Origin of the sequence: Acetivibrio cellulolyticus CD2 (assembly GCF_000179595.2) — a bacterium.
Lineage (GTDB): Bacteria > Bacillota > Clostridia > Acetivibrionales > Acetivibrionaceae > Acetivibrio > Acetivibrio cellulolyticus.
The window spans coordinates 947,269-966,858 of sequence record NZ_JH556653.1 but is presented as its reverse complement, the minus strand read 5'-3'; the positions used below and the strand labels follow the sequence as shown (position 1 = coordinate 966,858).

The 19,590-nt window shown below is 35.4% G+C and carries 17 protein-coding genes; 12 read left to right on the top strand and 5 right to left on the bottom strand.

Annotated features, from left to right (window positions below):
- Positions 1 to 5 precede the first annotated feature (5 nt).
- A complete protein-coding gene (locus ACECE_RS29130) occupies positions 6 to 572 on the bottom strand; it encodes a DUF6431 domain-containing protein (RefSeq protein WP_010245677.1) in 567 nt (188 codons plus the stop codon).
- 302 nt (positions 573 to 874) lie between these two features.
- Here ACECE_RS29130 and ACECE_RS0206425 point away from each other — a divergent pair, with 302 nt between their 5' ends.
- The gene (locus ACECE_RS0206425; protein WP_010245676.1) at positions 875 to 1,873 is read left to right on the top strand and encodes a sensor histidine kinase; all 999 of its coding nucleotides are present in this window, start codon (positions 875 to 877) and stop codon (positions 1,871 to 1,873) included.
- A gap of 415 nt (positions 1,874 to 2,288) precedes the next feature.
- Positions 2,289 to 2,966: a fibronectin type III domain-containing protein gene (locus ACECE_RS0206420; protein WP_010245675.1), complete on the top strand. Its 678-nt coding sequence runs from the start codon at positions 2,289 to 2,291 to the stop codon at positions 2,964 to 2,966.
- Between the two features lie 134 nt (positions 2,967 to 3,100).
- On the opposite strand, the gene cooS is transcribed toward ACECE_RS0206420, so the two are convergent.
- Complete coding sequence (gene cooS, locus ACECE_RS0206415) at positions 3,101 to 5,014, bottom strand: anaerobic carbon-monoxide dehydrogenase catalytic subunit (protein WP_010245672.1); 1,914 nt, start codon at positions 5,012 to 5,014, stop codon at positions 3,101 to 3,103.
- 213 nt (positions 5,015 to 5,227) lie between these two features.
- On the opposite strand from cooS, the gene ACECE_RS26775 reads away from it, so the two are divergent.
- Entirely contained in the window at positions 5,228 to 6,517 is a 1,290-nt protein-coding gene (locus ACECE_RS26775; protein WP_010245670.1) for an NAD(P)H-dependent oxidoreductase, read from the top strand.
- 203 nt (positions 6,518 to 6,720) lie between these two features.
- Entirely contained in the window at positions 6,721 to 7,623 is a 903-nt protein-coding gene (locus ACECE_RS0206405) for a putative ABC transporter permease (RefSeq protein WP_010245667.1), read from the top strand.
- Positions 7,624 to 7,654: 31 nt separating this feature from the next.
- On the opposite strand, the gene ACECE_RS0206400 is transcribed toward ACECE_RS0206405, so the two are convergent.
- A complete protein-coding gene (locus tag ACECE_RS0206400) occupies positions 7,655 to 8,422 on the bottom strand; it encodes a nucleotidyltransferase domain-containing protein (protein ID WP_010245664.1) in 768 nt (255 codons plus the stop codon).
- Between the two features lie 458 nt (positions 8,423 to 8,880).
- Between ACECE_RS0206400 and ACECE_RS0206395 the strand changes: the two genes are divergently transcribed.
- Positions 8,881 to 10,170 carry a WYL domain-containing protein gene (locus ACECE_RS0206395; RefSeq protein ID WP_010245661.1) on the top strand — a complete coding sequence of 430 codons (1,290 nt, stop codon included), beginning with the start codon at positions 8,881 to 8,883 and terminating at the stop codon, positions 10,168 to 10,170.
- Entirely contained in the window at positions 10,157 to 11,167 is a 1,011-nt protein-coding gene (locus ACECE_RS0206390; protein WP_010245659.1) for a WYL domain-containing protein, read from the top strand. Before ACECE_RS0206395 ends, ACECE_RS0206390 begins: the two co-directional genes overlap by 14 nt.
- A 143-nt stretch (positions 11,168 to 11,310) precedes the next feature.
- Here ACECE_RS0206390 and ACECE_RS0206385 read toward each other — a convergent pair whose 3' ends face one another.
- Positions 11,311 to 11,769, bottom strand: a complete 459-nt coding sequence (locus ACECE_RS0206385; RefSeq protein ID WP_010245656.1) for a hypothetical protein — start codon at positions 11,767 to 11,769, stop codon at positions 11,311 to 11,313.
- Positions 11,770 to 12,196: 427 nt separating this feature from the next.
- Between ACECE_RS0206385 and ACECE_RS0206380 the strand changes: the two genes are divergently transcribed.
- Complete coding sequence (locus tag ACECE_RS0206380; RefSeq protein ID WP_010245653.1) at positions 12,197 to 13,243, top strand: DUF362 domain-containing protein; 1,047 nt, start codon at positions 12,197 to 12,199, stop codon at positions 13,241 to 13,243.
- 102 nt (positions 13,244 to 13,345) lie between these two features.
- Entirely contained in the window at positions 13,346 to 14,242 is an 897-nt protein-coding gene (locus ACECE_RS0206375; protein ID WP_040428210.1) for a permease, read from the top strand.
- Positions 14,243 to 14,491: 249 nt separating this feature from the next.
- Here the strand turns inward: ACECE_RS0206375 and ACECE_RS0206370 are convergent, their stop codons facing one another.
- Positions 14,492 to 14,902, bottom strand: coding sequence for a hypothetical protein (locus ACECE_RS0206370; protein WP_010245647.1), 411 nt, complete (start codon positions 14,900 to 14,902; stop codon positions 14,492 to 14,494).
- 157 nt (positions 14,903 to 15,059) lie between these two features.
- Between ACECE_RS0206370 and ACECE_RS0206365 the strand changes: the two genes are divergently transcribed.
- From ACECE_RS0206365 to ACECE_RS0206350, 4 genes are all read left to right on the top strand, one after another.
- Complete coding sequence (locus ACECE_RS0206365; RefSeq protein ID WP_010245645.1) at positions 15,060 to 15,524, top strand: MarR family winged helix-turn-helix transcriptional regulator; 465 nt, start codon at positions 15,060 to 15,062, stop codon at positions 15,522 to 15,524.
- Positions 15,521 to 16,042: a flavodoxin family protein gene (locus tag ACECE_RS29125; protein WP_010245642.1), complete on the top strand. Its 522-nt coding sequence runs from the start codon at positions 15,521 to 15,523 to the stop codon at positions 16,040 to 16,042. Before ACECE_RS0206365 ends, ACECE_RS29125 begins: the two co-directional genes overlap by 4 nt.
- Positions 16,043 to 16,092: 50 nt before the next feature.
- On the top strand, positions 16,093 to 16,680 hold the full coding sequence (locus ACECE_RS0206355; RefSeq protein ID WP_162862498.1) for a hypothetical protein: 588 nt from the start codon (positions 16,093 to 16,095) through the stop codon (positions 16,678 to 16,680).
- Positions 16,681 to 16,943: 263 nt separating this feature from the next.
- Positions 16,944 to 19,370, top strand: coding sequence for a dockerin type I domain-containing protein (locus ACECE_RS0206350; RefSeq protein WP_010245636.1), 2,427 nt, complete (start codon positions 16,944 to 16,946; stop codon positions 19,368 to 19,370).
- Positions 19,371 to 19,590 lie beyond the last annotated feature (220 nt).

The following is a 19,590-nucleotide window of genomic DNA, read 5'->3' as shown; positions in this document are numbered from 1 at the left end:
TTTCTTTATACATAAACACCTGCTATGTAGTGTGTAAGCCATATGTTTGCATCCCCAAGGAAAAGACTGTTACTTTCAGTTTTAGGGAAGTTATCAAGTATGTATTCCAATGTTTCAAACATCTTAAGTCCAGTAAGCCTAACTTCGTTAATGGTTTTATCAAAAATATTATTCAGTAAAGCTCTTAATGCTCCTATTGCTTGACAACCTCGTTGTTTAAACTCTTTAAACCATCTTTTCACTGTTGAGATACTTGCTGTTGCCTCCACCTGTTCATATGTAGTTCCTTCCTCAACATCCCGGAGTACGAACTCAATATCTGCTGTAGAGTAATGCTTGTAGGGTCTGATAAAATCCGGAAGTATTGCATGAGTTTTACCACATCCAACACATATTACACGCTGAATTACTATCCATTCAATTTTATCATCTATATGTACATGTCTGTCGTAGCGATCATGAAATTCTGTATTATTACCACATACAGGGCAGAAGAACTTTGTTTTCTCCAGATACAACAAAAAATTTTTACGATAGTCCTTAACATTTCGGCCAATATATGCTATTATCATTTTACAGTGTGTTGGAACTTTGAGGTTAAATGGTGGTGCATTTAACGTAAAAACTCAAAGTTCTTTCCATATCCCTCCTAAAACTCTCTTCGGAAAGATATTAACATATCTGTAAACGGTCACGCAACCTGAGCAGTTCCATGACATTTAACTCGGGCAGAAACAGTTATTTAACCAAAACAGATTTTGTTACTTCTCTTATTACGTCACTAATACTAAGTATGTTTTTAATTTTCTTTGAAACGGGCTTTGTGTTGATTTATGTGCTAGTATTACGAAAGAGTGTATATTCATTTGTGCACATGGATTTTTTTCAATTATATGGTGGTATAATAATCAGAAGTACGCAATTTGTTTTTTTATCTTTTATATATAAAAAAAATATACCTTTTTCTAATTTTATATTTCCTAAAAAAGAAAATGCAATTGTTTCAATAGGAATACTTCAGAGCTTTATTTTTAGTTTTGCAATCTTAATACCCTTCCAAAGGGGGCTGATTAACGATGAAAACGGAATCATAGTCTATCAAATTACTATTATTGTTGTCGGTTTATTAATCATCGTATTAGGTGTAATTGACCATAAGCAAAGGGAAAACTTGCTGAAAATTAATTATCAATTTAAAATTCAGGAAGTAAATGTAGAAAACATGGAGAATCTTATACAAATCCTCAGAAAGAATAATCATGATATAGGTAACCATCTTAATACCATGCTTGCCATGGTACGAAGTGAAAATCCAAACTCACTTGAGAAATTAAAAGAATATATCGAGAACCTGACAGAAAACTTAAAAATATCTTACAGATCCTTTGATACTGGAAATGACTTCGTAAATGGCCTCCTTGCTGTAAAAAACAGTAATGCTATTAAAAGTGGAATAAAATTGGAGGTTGATTTTGAAGATAAACTATATGCTATCGATGTGAAGGATAACGAATTGGTAAGCATTGTCAGCAATATCATTGACAATGCAATATATGAAATTGAGAAAACTCCTGTTTGCGAGAAAAAATATATTGCTGTTTCAGGCTATATTGTTGATAATATTTACAATTTATCTATATGCAATAATGGTCCTGAAATTCCTGTACAAGTAATTAAAAGAATATTCGAAAAAGGATACTCCGGAAAAGATACTAAAGATAAGGAACATGGCTATGGACTTTATATAGTAAAGCAATATGTGACAGAAAACGGTGGTAAAATATCCGTATCAAGCGATAAAGATGAAACTGAATTTTTAATGAAGTTTCCAATTGTCAATGGTTACAAACCTTTAAAAGATAATTTAGGTTAATTATTAAATCCCTAATGCCAAAGATGTCACTGTATTCCTTGGTCTATTGTCTGATAGAAATCAAGTTATTCACAATATCATAAAGCTCGTTATTACCATTCGCTTGATTAAAGTTGTAGTTTTCAAGGGTTTTTAAATACATTCTCAAATTATATTTATTTTATTGACATCATTATGTAAAACGTGAATTGATTCACAAAAAATAGTGAACTTTAACACTAGTATGGAAATATGCATTAGGATATAATTTGAATTAACAATAGTGATTGGAAAATTTGTAACTTATTATGCTTGATTCAGGATAGCGCGCACTTGAATATGCAAAAAGTAATACAATTTTAACAGCCATTATGTTTGAAAACAAAACAGGATAAGAACTATAAAATAATATTAAATTGTGAGAGGGGTTATTACTATGTTTAAAAATATTACAAAGAATTTAGCAATACTTACTGTTTCAGCATTAACTTTGATAGGATCGAGTGTAAGTGTTTTGGCGGCAGATACTGTAGCACCAACAGCTCCAACAAGCTTGAATATTTCAAATAGATCAGGTATGCAAATTGAGCTTTCATGGGGAGCTTCAACAGATAATGTTGGTGTAAATCACTATGTGTTATATGCTGATGTTGATAATGGTTATTATAATTGGACAGAACAAATAGGTAATTGGGTAAATGTTAATGACATTAGAAAGATGTCAGTAAGTATGGCATTTAATCAAGAATACAAATTCTATGTAAAGGCTTATGATGATGCTGGAAATGTGTCAGCTGCAAGTAATATATTCTTATTTAATACAGACATAGTTGCGCCAACTGCACCAAATAATTTTAGATCCCCAAATAAAACAAGTTCTTCAGTAAAACTAGCATGGGATCCTTCGACAGATAGTTTCTCAGGTATAAACAGATATCAAATAGGAGTATATAAAGATGAATCTTTAGTAACTTGTATTGATACACCATACTTATCAAAATACATATATGGTCTTCAGTCAAATACCACATATAAATTTGAAATAAGAGCAATTGATAATGGCTATGATGGTAATGCTTCAGAAACTCGTACACTTTATGTAACTACATACTAATTTGAAATAGACAAAGACAAGGGGCTGTTCAATTGAACAGCCCCTTATATCTTACCTATTGTGCTTAAGCTTTTCAATAATGCACAATAGGAATGTGACAAATCAACATTTGCAACACCCACTGGTACTAAGCTTTAGGAAAGCCCTAAGCCTTTTCTTTTAGATAAGATATGAGCCTCAATATTTTTAGCTGCGTCTATTGGATCATCGCCTAGAGCAACCTTTCCTCCTGTTAGTTCCTCAACGTCTTGAGTTAGAAGTTTTACCAGATTAGGAGCACCTGAGACAAACGGCGTTGGAGATAGGTGAGTATATGCACCATATGCTACTGCAAAAATGCCATCGATGGTAGCTTTTTGTTCCATCCATTCCGGTGCTGTCACAGCAATTGGAAGTTGTGGTACGTCTACATCCAGATGGTCTGCAAGTGCAGTTACCAGCATGGAGATTCTGCCTGTATCTGTGCACGTTCCGAAGCTAAGCACAGGGGGAATCTTTAAAAGTCCGCAAACTGCTTTGAGTCCGTCTCCTGCCATATCAGCCGCTTCAAGACTGCATAAGCCTGCAACCTCAAGGCCATGGTTTCCACACCCTGCTGCAACAACTAAAATATCTCGCTTGATTAGCTCTTTTGTAAGGTTTATAGTATTCCAGTCATGTGGGCCGTTTCTTAATGTAGCGCAATTCGCCAGAGCCACAACACCTTTAATTTTACCTGAAGCAATAACATCAACCAAAGGATCAAGTTTGTTTCCTAAAGCACCTAGAACAGCTTCGGTTGAAAAGCCGGCTATTGCTTTTTGAATTCTCTTTGGAACATGAGGTTGAACCTTATTATGACGCTTTTTAAAATTCTCGATTCCAATATCAATTAGCTTTTCAGACATTTCATTTGCATTTTGGGGATTGTATGGGAACTTTTCCTGTGTTCTTGGAACACCAATAATAGTGCTGATTGATACTAAAGCTACCTGATATTTTTCTGCGTAAGAATCAATGGCAGGGGGAGAGCAGTTTTCTTCCATTGCCAAAACATCCACTGCACCAGTCGCAAGCATTGGCTCAATAGCAAGCCAGTTTCCCATAAGTCCTACAAATACTTCATCCATAGGATACCTTTGAAGAAGCTCCTGTCCTGTTTCAATCGAACCTATGACCCTTATGCCTTTTGCACCTGCTGCTCTTCCTTTTTCCTGATATTTAGGATCTTTAAGCTTTTCAATTGTCAGTGCACCAATCCATGGCTGATGACCATTAAATACTATATTTATATAATCAGGGTCGAATATTCCAAGATCAGTATTTACCTCATGTGGTGAGGGAGTACCGAAAATAATGTCCTGGACCATCTCAAGACCGATCTGAGAATTGTAAATGGTCGCCAATCCAAGACGCAATGCCTTTATAGCCAAGGAAACATAATCACCGTCAACATTTGTAAGAGAACTGGCCACACAGTTTTGTTCCTCATGAACTGTTCCAGCAGGGTAAATATTAAGCTTTTTCCACACAGCTTTTCTTTTTTTTGGTGCAAAGGCTTCAACCATAATGTTTTTATCTTCCACACCGATATGCTGTTGAGCTTCAAGAAGTTCTGCCAATTGAACAGCTAACTTGTTTATTTCCTGCTTGTTATCAATTCCGACTTTTTCACACATCCATCTTAGTTTGTTTTCATCCTTTATTTTGAAGGGCGATTTTCCTTCACCAATGGATTTTAAGGTTCTAAAAGCTTCATATGCATGATGACTATATGTTCCGGCACCTAGGGTGTTTTGTATTAAAAGCTTTCTCATTGCGTTTGCATCTGGTCCTATGCCGCAAACGCCCTTATCAATTCCTTTTTCCACATTCCATCTGCACGGTCCATGTGAACAAAGCTGACAGCTTAAACCTTCCAAACAGAATTTACAACGTATTTTCTCCTGTTGGATCCAACGGTCGAATACGTTTGTCATTCCATCTTCCCGTATTTTTTTTATCATTTCTTCAACAGTATCGTGATAACTTATGCGACCTTCGGTTTTCTCATTTATTGTTTCAGCCATGGTATCATCCTTCCAGAATATTTTAATATCTACATAATATAGTCTTCCAAATTTATGATAGAATATTTGATAAACATAAAAATTTCCTAACTACTTTTGATGGGAAATTTCCTGTAAAAATGATATAATTAAAATAGATAATTAGTTACTTCTAAATTTGCTTAAATAAAATCAACTATTCTGGTTAATATTTCTAAAATGAGGTAAAAAATAATGAATATTCTAGTTTTGAACGGAAGCCCAAAGGGAAAATACAGCATTACACTCCAAACTGTGCTGTATATTCAAAAGCATTTCCAAAACGATTGCTTCGAAATTTTACATGTGGGACAGCAGATTAAACAATTTGAAAGAGATATGGAATCAGCTGTTAAGAAGTTATTGGAAGCGGATCTTATATTGTTTTGTTATCCGGTTTATACGTTTATTGTGCCCTATCAGTTGCACAGATTTATTGAATTAGTGAAAGAACATCATGTGGATTTAAGTGGAAAGTTTGCTGCGCAGATTAGCACATCTATGCACTTTTATGATGTTACGGCTCATAAGTTTGTTGAAGAAAATTGTCTGGACTTAAATATGAAATATATTCAGGGTCTTTCGGCTGAAATGGAAGATTTATTATCTGAGCAGGGGCAAAAGGATGCTCTGAAGTTTTGGGAGTACATTCATTTTTGCTGCAAATCGGATTTGTATGAACCATCAAGTAAGATGCCTGAACGTGAGAGGAAGCTCTATATGCCGATTTTGTCTGTAGCTAAAAAATCGGATCAATTTGATACAGTTATTGTTACAAACTGTGAAGACAACGACGAAAATCTTAAAAATATGATTTTGGATTTCCAGAATGTCTATCCATACAATACGAGGGTTATTAATATAAGGGAGTTTCCATTTTCGGGCGGGTGCCTTGGCTGTTTCAATTGTGCCATTTCAGGAAAGTGCATATATAAGGATGGATTTGATGTTTTCTTAAGAGAAGAGATTCAAAAAGGAGCTGCAATCGTGTTTGCTTTTACAATAAAAGATCACAGCATGGGTGCAACCTTTAAGCGATATGATGACCGTCAGTTTTGCAATGGACACCGTACTGTAACTATGGGAATGCCGATGGGATATATCGTCAGCGGTGAATATAGTAAAGAGCACAACCTTAAGATAATTGTCGAAGGACGCTGTGAGGTGGGACACAACTTTTTATGCGGTGTGGCTACTGATGAAAAAGATGCGGCAAAATCGATTAAAGCACTGTCGGATAAATTGACCTATGCACTGCAAAACAAACTAGTACTGCCTCAAAACTTCTTGGGTGTAGGTGGTATGAAAATATTCCGGGATCTTATTTACCTCATGAGGGGGCTGATGAAAGAGGATCACAGATTCTACAAAAAGCATGGAATCTACGACTTTCCGCAAAAGAAAATTGGTACTCTTATCAAGATGCAACTGGTTGGAATGTTGCTGTCAATTCCAGCTGTCTGGAAAAAGTTGGCAATAAGATGAATGAGGGTATGATAGCACCTTACCGAAAGGTTATAGACAAGGGGAATACCCGCTAAGCATCAAGGATCTGCAATATGGTAAAATAGATAATTAGATAATGTAGGACAAAAGAAAAATTCTGACCAAATAAAAAAGTAGATAGTTAATTGAAAAATGCAAAGTAATTTTGTTTGGCGATTTGACAATGTAGGGGGGAAGTCATTTTGGAACTCTATATATTTTGGTATTTTTTTATTTATGCATTTATAGGATGGTGCGTTGAGGTTATATATGCAGCAGCAGATACAGGTAAATTTGTAAACCGAGGATTCTTAAATGGACCAGTATGCCCTATTTATGGCATAGGATTCATTACAGTACTTTATTTATTGAATCCAGTAAAAGATAATTTATTATATATGTTTTTAGGTGCAGTGTTTATTACAAGTACAGTAGAACTTATTGGCGGCTTTTTGCTCGAGAAAATCTTTCACCAAAAATGGTGGGATTACTCGGACAAGCCTTTTAATATTGGTGGATACATTTGTCCAATGTTTTCAATCATGTGGGGAATAGCTTGTATTGTTTTTGTAGACCGCATTCATCCTCTAATTTTCTCCCTTTCAAGTTGGATTCCTAAAACGGCAAGTAAGATTTTACTTATTGTTTTTACAGGTCTATTTATTTTAGATTTGATTGCCACCGTTAAATCTATTTTAAGATTGAATAAAAAACTCGAGGTGATTGATGAAATTACTTCTAAAATCAGGGAAACGTCCGATAGTATAGGGGAGAAAATTGCAAATGGAACTATATCTATAGTACAAAAGAAGGCTAATTTGGAAGAAAGTCTGAGTGCAAAAGGTGAGGTTTTAAAATCAGAGATAGCTAAAAAGATTAACTTCCAGGAAAAAATGGCGGCGCATCAAAATAAAACACTAAGTGATCTTTATAAGAGGAGAAGAGAACTTCTTGAATCTAATCCTTTTGGACAAGCAAGGTTATTGAAAGCATTTCCAGGCTTAAAATCCATTGATCACAAAGAAGCTCTTGAAAAACTAAGGAGTTCTTTTTTGAAAGGGTTGAAAACTCCTAAAAAAATAATAAAGAATAGCAAAAGACGCTAGTGATCACTTTGTTACATTTACAAAGGCTTTATTACCAGACTTCATTAAGCAATTTCCTAAATAGGTCATTTAGAGCTTCGTAATCTGCCATTTTTTCTTTTCTAACAGTTTTTAGATACTGCTCATAGTGATCTAGTTTGTTTTTGAAGAAATCAATGATTATCGGGTTTTTTGGTTCAATATCAATTTCCAGCCCGGAAATCTTTTTTTCAAGCAACTTACTAATTTGGCAGACCAGGGCTTCATCCAATTGCTGATCAGCCATAAGTTTGCAAAACTCCATTGGAGGAGTGGTATTGTTTTTTTCAATCCACATGCATGCCAGAAGAGGCCTTAATATATAGAAGTACCGTTTGATTTTGACTTGATCGGTACTCATTATTTCAGCATACTTGTTTCTGGCTATATGGAGATAATGATATATTGTAGGTACCGAAGAGAAATAAGCAGGCAACAAGTTTCTCAAATTTTGCGCTGCACTGTAGTTTTCCATGTATATGATAGGAGAACTGAGCCATTCCAGTAATGTAGGATTTGACTTTTTGTATTGCAGCAATGCCTTTTTGATATCCCAACCGTTAATATCCAATAAGTCATTGATGGGAACTTCAATAAAATCCTTTTTATCCTCAACGGATAGATACCAGTCAATAGGATGAACATAAATAAACCGGACATCATAGTCGCTATCGGAAGATGCAAATCCCCAACCTCTGCTGCCGGACTCGACAGCATAGAGTATCTTGATATTGTTAGTTTCTTCAATTTCCTTAAGTTTGGATAATATCACATCACGCATTGTTTTATCTCCCAGAAGTTCTGTTTTATATAATTATATCATACTGGAAAGATAAATTTTATATGGAATAGATTGCAAACTTTTTGTCTGTAACTTAAAGAGTGAATAATATATACTCAAAATGTAAACGGAATTAATGAAATAAATTACATAACACTGAGAGATCGGAGGTGCTTATATGTCACCATGAGAGAAATAAAGTATATGCTCTTTTCGATTTTCTCTCCATTTAGATGGAGTAGTGCAGAAATGAGTTACTTCGAATATGATGACTGGTAGAAAAATGTTTTGGTTCTGAATTAAGAAGTGAGAAGGGAAATAGGGTTTTAGGGCTAGAGTAACAAAAATTATTTGTGCTCAATGATACAAAACTGGCAGTTGACGACTGTCGGTTTTGTGTTCTGTTTAGGAACCGTCTGTGATAGAATTGTATATAGATTTTGGTGAGGAGATGTTTCATGTTTAGTGATTTCATAAAACATTACAACATAATAAGGGATATCCTTAGGGACTGCTTTCTTTACGGATGTTTTTCAAGAGATGGATTGGAGAGCAAAAGGAATGTGAGCTCAAGGAAAGTAAGCTATGAAATGTGCCGTATCCAGCAGTATGTAGAAGAGAAGTATATAAAAGTTGATAAGGACGGAAGGTATAAACTTTTAAGTCTTACATATGATTTTATGAGACATTCCGATAATTTCCTTGTAAATACATACATGACTAAGAGCTTTACGAGGACTGACCTTTTGACCTACTTCTTTGTGCTGCTATGCCTTCAATCAGAGGATCGTGCCTGCTCATTAAATACAATTGAAAACAGGCTTATTGATGAAGGTCATATCACCTTCTCCAAAATCAGCAGCAAGACCATTGAGAGAAAGCTTTCAGAGATGTGTGAAGATATCGGAATCCTATCCTGTGAAACTATAAAGAGGACCAAACACTATTCTATTGCAACTGATATGATTGAATCACTTGACAGTAGCGAACTCAAAGAATTGCATACAGCAATCAGCCTTTATAAGAATATTATTTTTCCTGTAACTTCAGGATATTTTTGTGAACATACTTTAAAAAGTTATATGACTTATGAGCGGAACATAAAAGATACGGAGATTAATATATTTAATTACAGAAATGTACATTTTCATCCTATAATTGAGGAGCAGGTTTTGTGGGAGGTTTTAAATGCCATACATAAAAGAAGAAAAATAAAGCTTTTTTATCATACAGCTAAAAGTCGTGACGATTGTGTAAACAGTAATATCTTTAGTCCATATAAAATAAGATATGATGTACGGCATGGAAGGTTTTATCTTATTTCTTTCAATATTAATAATAAATGTGTTGTTTCAAGGCTTGACAGGATAGAAAGTGTTGAAATACTTGAGGATACATTTTCAAGGGATGATTTTAATGAGGAATATCAAAAACATATGTGTTGCAGTTGGTCAAGTGTATCCTTAGATTATGGCAAAACCCCGGAGATTGTGAAACTGGAAATTGTAATTGACGAAGAAACAGAAGGTTATATTGTAGATAGAATTGTGAATGAGGCTCCAAACGGAACCATAGATAAAATAGATGAAGGACGTTATCATTTCACCATGCAAGTTAATGACAGTGGAGAGATTATCCCTTGGATCAGAGGATATGCCGGGTACATCAGGGTTTTAGAAAGTGCAGAGTTTGCCCGAAAGCTTAAAAACGACTGGAAGGAGATGCTTTTATCCTATGGAATTGTTTAATGAAGTAAAAAACAGGTACTTTCAGTTGGTTTATAAAATTATCAACGAATGTGAAAATGGCAAATCCAAAAAAGAAGTACTTCAAATTATTGATGAGGGAGAATTTGAACAGAAGGTCATAGGGAAAAACCAACAATCCTTTGCAGACCTTGTACTAAACAGATGCAACAGTGATGAGAATTTAAGCCTGCTGGTGGAGAAAGACGGAATGTTTTATCCATCTATTGAGAATTCCGGTAAACCACCTCTGCCTATCAGGTTTACAAAGCTTGAAAAAGCTTGGCTTAAGGCTCTTTTAGATAAAGATGGAGTGCGATTGATTTTGAGTAAGGATACCTGTGAAAAGCTTGCAAGAGAGCTTGAAGGCATTGATACTCCGATAAAAGATGAGTATTTTGAGATGACTAACGTAATTAATTTGCCTTCAATTGAAAATGTGGAAGCATATGAGAAAAACTTTGTTACATTACTGAATGCACTTATGCAGGAAAAACCTATAAGATATGACAATACTGATAAAAAAGGAAATGTATACAGCAACAAGTTGGCTTTACCTTTAGGTATTGAGTATTCCATGAGAGATGGAAGATTCCGGGTGTCTATGTACTGTATAGATGATAACAGGCCTATAATGGCAAACATTTTTAGTTTGTCGGCTCTTAGAATTGTTGATGAAGAAGTCAGTATTGACAGGGAAGCTGCTAAAAAATTATTGTTTGAACAGAAATACTCTGAAGAGCCTGTTATTTTGGAGGTAACAGATAAAAAGGCAGCAATGGAAAGGTGTTTTATGTGTTTCTCAGGAATAGAGCGGACTGCACGAAACTTAGGAGACAACAAATATGAGATTAGGCTTAAATATTATTTGTTTGAAGAGGAAAACCTTATCAGGAATATCATTTCACTTGGGCCATATGTCAGAGTGGTTTCACCTCAACGGATTGCCGATGAAGTTATAAGGCGGGTTAGAAAGTCTATTGAATTATACAATGGATGATACCTTGTTCGGCGAAGTATCCGAACAGGGTTAATGAGCAAAATCTAAGCATGTATATCAAAGTATCTATTTTTCATAAACTAGATAAAGTATTAAGAGTGTTAATAGTGCTAAAACAGCCATAATACCAAAAATAATGAGTACTATTTTCCACTCACTTCTTTTTTTATATTTTTTCCACCAACTATAATCTTTGATCTTTTTGTAAAATAAATAGTTACCTTATTATATTGATTACATCGAAAATCCCACAATCCACCACTTACGTCGAATGTTACCTTTTCTTCATCCCCTGGATCGGATATATAGACAGTTGTACTACTTATTCCTAAATAACTATGCGAATCTATAACAGAAATGCAGCAGTTTCCCTCTATTTTATAAACATCGCATAAAGCAAAATCAATCAAGATTTTGCCCAAATTATGGCCTCCAAATAATATAAAAGGCATTGAAAATATCAATAATACTAAAAATGATGCTATATCAGGCTCCAAATTTGCAAATATGTAAATACTAGGGGATATTACAACTAGGTATGCAATAATATTTGGGCAGGTAGCTTTCAATATATCTTTCATTTTATATTCGACTTTTTGCATAATATAAACCTCACTTGGTAAAATATAGTCCAAAAAATAATCATTATATAATAGTTTTATTCAGAATAAAATACGATATATTAACGCTATGTCCGACGTTTTTGGTGGATTATATAGTGGAAAGTTGGGTTGATTGAAATCCAAGTCAAAACAATGAATTCGAAATACTCTAGATATTTTATTTCGAATAATTTTTATACAAAACATTCTCTGCCTGTAATGCTTGAAAGCTTTCCTAAATAATTATCCAGCTGAATATATTTTTCAGAAATATACTGTTACATTTAATATATATTGTAATTTTTTTTGTGCTGTGATATAAAGAATAATGCTAGGCCGCATGCCAAGGTGTTATCGTGTTGTACGTGCAATCTTACCAATGGTAATTGTGTAGAAGATTATCAAAACATTGAAGGGAAGATACATAATGAAAAAGAAGAACCTGAGTATGGAAAAGAAAATAGGAATCATTATTTTGATTGTTGTTTTGATTCTTATAGCAGTATTCGGAGTGTTAAAGTTATTTTCGACACCAGCGATGCAAAGCTATCAGCCGCTCGTAACAAACAAAGATGCTAATGGGGATTCTTACAAAGTAGATAAAAAAACAGATAAAGTTCCAGTTGTCTATATGACAAAAGATATAAGTCCAAAAGGACTTGAAGCTATTTATAATGCTCTTGGTGTAAAAATGGAAGGTAATGTAGCTGTCAAAATAAGTACTGGAGAAAATGGCAGTAACTATTTAAAGCCTGAGTTGATTGGCGATTTTGTTCATTCTGTAAATGGTACAATTGTAGAATGCAATACAGCTTATGGGGGAGATCGTGCAAACTCCGCTTATCACTGGCAAATTATCAAAGACCACGGTTATATGAATATCGCAAAATGTGACATAATGGATGAAGATGGTTCTATGTCATTACCTGTTAAGAACGGTAAATACTTTAATGAAAACAAAGTTGGATATCATCTGGCTAATTATGACTCTTTTATCGTGCTTTCTCACTTTAAGGGACATATGATGGCAGGATTAGGCGGTGCAATTAAAAACATTTCCATCGGTATTGCATCTTCGGAAGGAAAGGTAATTATTCACACTGGTGGTAAGGGTGGAAATATAATGAAGGCTGATCAGGATATATTTCTTGAATCTATGGCTGAAGCTGGGAAGTCTGTTGTAGACTATATGCACGGAAAGATGATTTATATAAATGTTATGAATCGATTATCTGTTGACTGCGACTGTGATGGTTCGCCAGCAGAACCGGATATGCATGATATCGGTATTTTGGCATCAACTGATCCAGTTGCTGTAGATGAGGCTTGTGTTGATTTGGTTTATAATGCTGAGGACGGAAAATCATTGGTTAAGCGTATCGAATCGAAAAACGGTTTGCTGACTTTAAAGCATGCAGAGGAAATTGGACTTGGAAGCCGCGTTTATTATCTGGAAAGCATTGATAAAAAGTAATTTTGTGTAGTCTAATTAGTAACAAAGAATCGTCATTTTCTGCTATGTTTATAGCGATTGACTTTTGATTTATAAAGCAAAGGATGTTACGCTGTGGAAATAATGAAGCGTGAGTTTATATATTTATGGTATTACTTTTCTATACAGTTTGAACAGATTTTCTTTTACTGGGTGTTGGGTATGGTATTTGGCTCTGCTATTTCTGTATTTCTCAAAGATCAGATACACAGCACATTCAGTTCGCTTTGCGAGAAAAGATTAGGAGTTTTCGGAATTGTTATTGCTAGTGTACTTGGTATTGCATCACCTCTGTGCATGTACGGGACAATTCCGATTGCAGCCTCCTTTTCTGCAAAAGGTATAAGAGATGACTGGCTGGCAGCTTTTATGATGAGTTCGGTACTGCTCAATCCCCAACTACTGATTTACAGTATTGCTTTAGGAAAAGCAGCTCTGATGGTTCGTATACTGACATGTTTTTTCTGCGGAATAGCAGCTGGTCTACTGGTGCGTATTTTTTATAAAGGGAAATCTTTCTTTGATTTTAAAGAATTTCATGAACCTAAAAGCCGAGATACAGACACTAATATTATATTTCGATTCTTCAAAAATTTTGGACGCAATATAAGAGCAACGGGACTGTATTTTCTGATTGGCATACTATTATCTGCTTTGTTTCAGCGGTATGTTCCAGCTGGTGCTGTTGCTTCTTTATTCGGTAAGAATAAAGGATTCGGTATACTGATGGCAGCTACCATTGGTGTGCCGTTGTACGTTTGTGGAGGCGGTACAATTCCACTTTTGCAGGCATGGCTGGAAGATGGTATGAGCATGGGAAGTGCTGCATCATTTATGATTACAGGTCCTGCAACGAAAATTACCAATCTAGGAGCACTTAAATCTGCACTTGGGATAAAACGGTTTGCCTTGTACCTTGGGTTTGTTATAATTTTTGCTTTAATAAGCGGAATAACTGTAAACCTGTTAATTCATCATTAATGTGCATAGGAATCAATTCTACAAGTTTACAAAAGCCAATAACCAAAGTGAGCTGTTCACATTGAGGCAGTCCCTTTGGGTGAATAAAACGATGCAATAATTATATTTATTTCTTAATATCAAACAATTTTCCCATAAACAATATAGTATCTGTTGTATCTTCGGTAATGAAGAACAGCAAAGGCCTGTCGGCAATAGTGGGTAATTTTCTCACAGTTTTATCTGAAACTGTGAGAAGTCCTAAACTAACTAATCCGAAATTTTTTTAGACCTTCTGAGTTTGCAATTTATAGCAGTAATTATCCCTTGAATTGCAATAAACAACAGTACACCTTGAATGAATGTAATTAAGTTGAAACTAAACTGGCTGTGATTTGAATCGGATGTTTCCCCTACCTTCATCAAAGGATAAAACTCGTCAACACTATAACCTATTCCTACATAAGAGTTCACTTCACCACCTGAAAAGCATATAGCCGGAAACGGGCTTCCCATGGCAACATGTGTAATATATCCAAATCCAATAAACAGAAAAACCGTTATTATAGATACAACTATGTATCTTCCTATTATCTTCATATTTTTATTTCCTTTCGCTGTTTCTTTTTGAACAATATATATTAACATAACCCTTTCAATGTCTTGCATTGATTTTATCATAATTATTTTATAAACCCAAAGACTTTCTTAGTCTCAAATCTAAGTTTTTATAAAAAGTTTAATGAATAAGTTTTGAAATGATATTGACATGGGCGTAATTAAGTAATATATTACATAATAATAAGTAATATGTTACATAATTGACAGGAGATTCAGAATGGGTGCAAAAACAAAAATGGAGCAAATCGATAACCGTCACTTTCTGTTTGGCTTGCTGAATGCTTTTGCAAACCGCCTTCAGGCTGTAGGAGATGCGTTTTTTGAAGAGATAAGCTGGAAACAATACTTTGTACTGATAGGGGTCGGTATGTTTGAGACACCACCGACCATTAGTGAGGTTGCCGAGTTGACGGGAAGTTCGCATCAGAATGTGAAGCAGATCCTACTAAAGCTTGAAAACATAGGATTTGTAGAATTGTTTACCGATGAAAAGGACCGGAGGAAGTTGAGAATCAGGCTAACCGGCAAAACGGCTGGATTTGTGAAGAAGAACGAAAAGGATGAAGTTAAATTCATGGACGCACTGTATAAGGGGTTAAGCGAAAAAGACATTGCAGTTACAAAGAAAACATTGCTCAGAATGGAACAAAATCTGGATGATGTAAGGAGGTTTTATATATGATCGTTATTTTATCAGACGACAAAAAACAGTCTTTAGGAAATAAAATTTATGAATCAATCAGGTCAAGTGGGATGGAGGCGGAGTACATTTCTACTTCCGGCCTGAATATTAAGCCATGCTATTCTTGCGGCAGTTGTAGCACCAAAACTTATCGCAGATGCGTGATAAAGGATGATATGGATGCGATTCTTCGCAAGTGGGTTCGAGCGGATAAGATCATCATAGTTACTCCTGTTGTCTGGGGATCCTATTCTTTGGACACCAAGAAGGTCCTTGACCGGATTGCGGTAGTCGGAGACTTGCACTATTACGTGCACAAAGGGGAGATTGTCAAGGGGATACAATCCAATATGAAGATGGTGGTGGTCGGAGTGAAGGAACGTTGCTGCAAGGAAGAGAGTGAAGCTTTCAACAGCTTGGTTCATGAGAATATCAATATTATGAATATCTGCGGGAATGCCTTTGTTGCTGATCCAAACAGTGAGACTGCAGCTATTATGGAGGAGGTGTGCGGATGAGCGGACTTTTGATTATTAATGCAAGCCCCCGTAAGGAAGGGACCAGCGCGATGTTCTGCAAATGCTTTGAAGATTCTATGGGAGGCAGGGTCTGCCATTTGTATAAGGATGTTAACAGTGTGGATTGGTTGTTGCCCGAGATTGACAAGGCAGAGACCATTATCATTGCAGGTCCATGTTACATCGATACTTACCCTGCACAGGTGGTTTTTCTTCTTGAAAGGATTGCTGAGCATCCTGAACTTTGTCATGGACAGAAGGTCTATGGTATTATTCAGGGCGGCATGCCCTATGTGCATACGCACGAATCTGGTCTCCGTATGCTGAAGCTGTTCTGCAGGGATTGCAACATGCAGTATCGGGGCGGATTTGTAATGGGATTGGGACCGGTACTGGATGGAAAACCTTTGAAGTTCCATCCGAACGCAAAAAAGATTGTACCTGCTTTTAATGAGTTTATGGACTATGTCCGAAGGGGTGAAGAATCTCCCGACCAACTTTACCGTAATGCAGAAATGAAAATACCAGCTATTGTAACAAAGTTTTTAACGTTCTCGATGAACAGGAGCATTGATAAAAAGTTGAAACAGTGCGGGTTTGATTACAAGAACCCCAGTCCATATTTGGAACGTGAATAAGATATTGATACTCCAATAAAAGATGAATATTTTGAGATGACTAATATAATTAATTTGCCTCCAATTGAAAATGTGGAAGCATATGAGAAAAATTTGTCACTTTACTGAATGCACTTATGGCGAATATTTTTAGTTTGTCAGCTCTTAGATTAGACATATAGAATTCAGAGTATTTGATGTGATATAATAATTTATGTATAAATAGTTACAAACCTTATGTATATTTATATGCCATTTCATGTTTTTACAAAGGGGATGTTATAATGATGAAAAAAACCATTTCACTCATTCTGACTTTATTGCTAATTTTCAGCATTGTTCCGTTGAATTTCAGCATTCAGACTTTTGCAGAAGATAGTGGACAGCTTATGGTCTATCCCGAATATGATGAAAGAATTCCACGCTGCTATGATTATGGTGTAACAGTAAATCAAGGCAATCAATCTAAAACTCTTTCCGTATATAATCGAAACGCAAATGGTGAACAGATGGCTTTCAGATGCTTATCACCTGACTTTGATAGAAGATTCTGCGAATTTGCTTTCACAGGAGAGGTTCGGATTGATATTACCGTTTATCGTGATTTTGAAACATACAGCGTTTTGCCAAGTGCAAAGGGATATCGAAACGAATTTCATGATGGTGTTATCTCTGTATGGCTTGATAAGAATGATACAAACTTTATGATTCGTCTTGATGACGATGATGATACCATTCTTTCGATTTTTGCAGATGCTCCCGAAGATTATGAAATAGACAAAAATGACGAATCTGTTTTATATGTGGATGAGCCATGGTTTGACCCTGATGAAAATAGTGCATATTATACCCTTGATGAAAAGATAAAAACGATATATATTGCGCCGGGATCCGTGTTTTACAGTCGTCTGAATATTTATTCGAATGATGTTACCCTTTGCGGACATGGAATATTACTTGACCCATTTAGTGACGTGTACGACACTTCCGTGACAGAGAATAGAACGAACATCTATATGGACGTGGATGGTAACAATATTACAATTCAAGATGTAAAATTCGTAGATTCTCAAGGATACAACATGTATCTTATTGGTACTACCCATCTCATCAAAAATGTTAAGTGTCTAACTGCAAGAATCCGTACTGACGGTGTTGCAGTCGGTTCTGGAAATGTAACCATTACAAATTGTTTTTGGTATGTCAGCGACAATGGAATTACATATAGTGGTGGTTATGGGTATCATCGCATCAGCAACTGTATCATAGGAACAACCTGTGCCGCATTTTTTCCACAGCATCAGCTTCTCTATGATGTAGAATTTACAGATATGTATGTATTCCGTGCTAATGAGGGAATTATAAATAACTGGTATAACGGAGCAAAGATACAATCTGTTGCAAAGGGAGTTACATTCAACAACCTGGACTGTGTTGATGTTGTCAACACACCATGGATTTTCAGTGGTTTGAATATGGGCGATGCAAACAAGAATTTTTATTTTAACAATTGTCGTTTCAACGCAATCAGAGGTGCATCGATTGTGACTTCATGGAATACTACAGCAGGACAAGCTATTCATGTAATCAATAATGACACACTTATACATACATCAAATTACAAATTAAATTTTCATAACAGCTATATTGATGGTAAATTGATTACATCAGCAAGCGACTTCAAGCCTCAGTATAAGGATGATAATGAACTTGCCATTTCCATAAACAATGACAGTATGAAATCAGAACATCCCCTTGCCTGTGTGCGAAACAAAGTGAACTATACATACAACAAAAAGGTATATATCAACCAAAATTTGCAGAAATTACAGCATCAGCCCATTGGCGATGTAAGTGAAATATTATTACCTGAAACGGAAATCTGTAATTTGCTGGATATCAAAACAAATTCAAACACAAAAGGAATAACGCAAAACGATATCAAATATATTTCTCTTGATGAAATATATCTTTATTATACAAAAGCTGTATATGACAGCGAAAAATCAGCTGTGGTTCTCTCTCCTGTAGTGAATAGCAGTAAAAATCTATTGAAAGACTATTCATTTGCATGCCGATATAATCCTTATAGCAATCTGGGTACATCACTCAAATCATATGTTGATAATGGTGAAGTTGTAATGCGTAGTGTCGTTACTAGTAATATTTACAATCAAGGATTATACACTGTTGTAACAAATGAATTAGAAAAAAATGGCGCAGGGGAATATACCATCAGCTTTGAAGCAAAAAGTTATAACGGAAACAAAACTACGGTAGAGGTACGACCACACTATGTAAGATATGAAGGGTATTCTCTCATCGAAAAAACCCCAAAAAAATCCGTAACAGTGAATGGACAATGGCAGCGATATGAAGTAACCTTTGATATCAGCGACTGGGATTTCAGTGTCGATGCTTCAGCTATTATCCGTATTTGTAGCGACAATACCCCAGGATATGACGTTTTATTCAAGAATATTGCAATGACAAAAGTTACTCCTGAAGTTAAAAAAGGAGATATAGTTTTAGATGGAAATATAAATTCGCTAGACCTGGCGAAATTAAGACAGTATTTGCTTGGAATCACTCAGTTTTATTATGACGAGCTTTCAAGATCTGATGTTAATTCCGACGGTAAGGTAAATTCTATTGATTTCGCATATTTAAGACAATATATAATGGGAATGATTCATATTTTCCCGGGATAAGTTGGAGCGAAACCGACTATTTACATAGCATGCGATTCAACGGTATCATATGTGTTCCGTTGACAGCACAGATACAACACATTTTACAGAAACAGGTGCAAAAGTTGTTGCAAAGCTTTTAGCGGATGCTTTGGGTTCAATCGGAGTTAGTTTCTGTGAGAATGCCTTTTTGTCGAATAGGTACTGCGTACTAATTTTCCGTGTGTACTCGTATGGCCTA